The 1769-nt window shown below is 57.6% G+C and carries 1 protein-coding gene and 1 pseudogene; both read left to right on the top strand.

Going from position 1 to position 1769, the window contains the following annotated elements; translation table 11 throughout:
- On the top strand, positions 1 to 581 hold a 581-nt coding region (gene lnt, locus AAGW23_RS22020), incomplete at its 5' end, for an apolipoprotein N-acyltransferase (protein WP_342408333.1).
- Between the two features lie 100 nt (positions 582 to 681).
- Positions 682 to 1336: pseudogene (locus tag AAGW23_RS22015) on the top strand (IS5 family transposase); the annotation flags it as partial.
- Between the last annotated feature and the right edge of the window lie 433 nt (positions 1337 to 1769).

Raw genomic sequence — 1769 nt, 5'->3', positions numbered from 1 at the left:
ACGCCGTGGTAAGCCTCTCCGATCCCTCAGGCTTCTACTACAAACGCCACCTGGTGCCCTTCGGTGAATATGTTCCGCTCCGGAACTTCTTGGGTTCGGCCCTCGACGTGCTCGGGGCGCCTATGTCCGATTTCACACCAGGACGGGAAGCGCACGTCCTTAACGCAGCGGGTGTGCCCGTCGGAGCACTCATCTGCTACGAGGCGGTCTTTGGTGCTGAAGTCACGGAACTTCTGCCCGAAGCGCAGTTACTGGTGAATGTCAGCAACGATGCTTGGTTCGGCAGCTCAATCGGCCCTCTCCAGCACTTCCAGATGGTCCGCATGCGTGCCATCGAAACCGGACGTGACCTACTGCGAGCCACGAACACGGGCATCACAGCAACTGTCAGCTATGAGGGAAAGGTCCTTACACGCGCTCCTCAATTCCGCGTAGCCACCCTCAGCGCCGAAGTGACCCCCCGAACTGGCGCGACCCCTTATGTGCGCTGGCGGGATTGGCCTATCCTTGGCGTGATCGCACTCGGACTCGGTTTGCTCCTGCTTCGTCGAATTCGGCAGTATCATCGGTTGGATACATAACGCTTGCCATTCTCACAGCGAGCAGACTCTGTATCGGGTGAGAAGGAAGGGATTTGTCTACATATGGCATTGGCTCGCAGGAAAAAGCTCCAAAGCCGGGCTGGAGAAACATGAGCTGGCTGCCGGCATCCTGGCTGTGATCAACGGCCACCTGGGTGACCACGGCCTGTCGCTGCGCCAAGGCACTATCGTCGATGCCACACTGATCAACGCGCCGAGTTCAACCAAGAACAAGGACGGCAAGCGCGACCCGGAGATGCACCAGACCAAGAAAGGCCAGCAATACTACTTCGGCATGAAGGCGCACATCGGCGTGGATGACGAATCGGGCTTGGTGCACAGCGTGGTGGGCACGGCGGCCAACGTGGCGGATGTCACCCAGGTCGATAAGCTGCTGCACGGCGACGAGAATGTGGTTTGCGCCGACGCTGGTTACACCGGCGTTGAGAAGCGTCCCGAGCATGAGGGGCGTCAGGTGATCTGGCAGGTTGCGGCACGCCGCATCACCTACAAGAAGCTCGATAAGCGCAGCGCGCTATACAAAGCCAAGCGCAAGATCGAGAAGGCCAAAGCCCCAAGTACGCGCCAAGGTCGAGCACCCGTTCCGCGTGATCAAGCGGCAGTTTGGCTATACCAAGGTGCGGTTCCGCGGGCTGGTGAAGAACACCGCTCAGTTGGTCACGCTGTTCGCGCTGTCGAATCTGTGGAAGGCGCGCCGACGGTTACTGACCAACGCGGGAGAGGTGCGCCTGTAATGCGGGGAATGGCCGCCGCGAGGTGCTCGCGGCGGCTAAAAACACAGAAATGAGCGGTGATCTGATCATTTTTGGTCGATTTTCCGCTTTCAAAATCGGCGGAAGCTGAAGTCAGCCAGAAATACATGGCTACTTCAGACCATCCCTAGGGGATTGTTTATAGGCCATTACTTATTCTTGAGAGGACCAGTAGGCTCGGTGCGTGCAGCTGCTCATTGAGCGATTGTGGGCCTCAGCGTGAACAGACTTATATTTAGTTGTTGGCTAGTCGTATGAAAATGGTAAGCCGCTAGGTTTTTAGCATACCCAGAGTGGCACTAACCAAGCATCTGCCTCGCCTGTGTAAAATTCTTTAAGGAGACACTGCATAAATAGCCAGCCGCCCCCACCCTTGGCACACTGAGCCCCCTCAACCAGCCCCCTCCATGAGCTT

It is taken from the genome of Stutzerimonas chloritidismutans, assembly GCF_038562055.1.
In the GTDB taxonomy this organism is placed as follows: Bacteria; Pseudomonadota; Gammaproteobacteria; order Pseudomonadales; family Pseudomonadaceae; genus Stutzerimonas; species Stutzerimonas chloritidismutans_A.
This window is presented reverse-complemented; position numbering and strand designations above follow the sequence as displayed.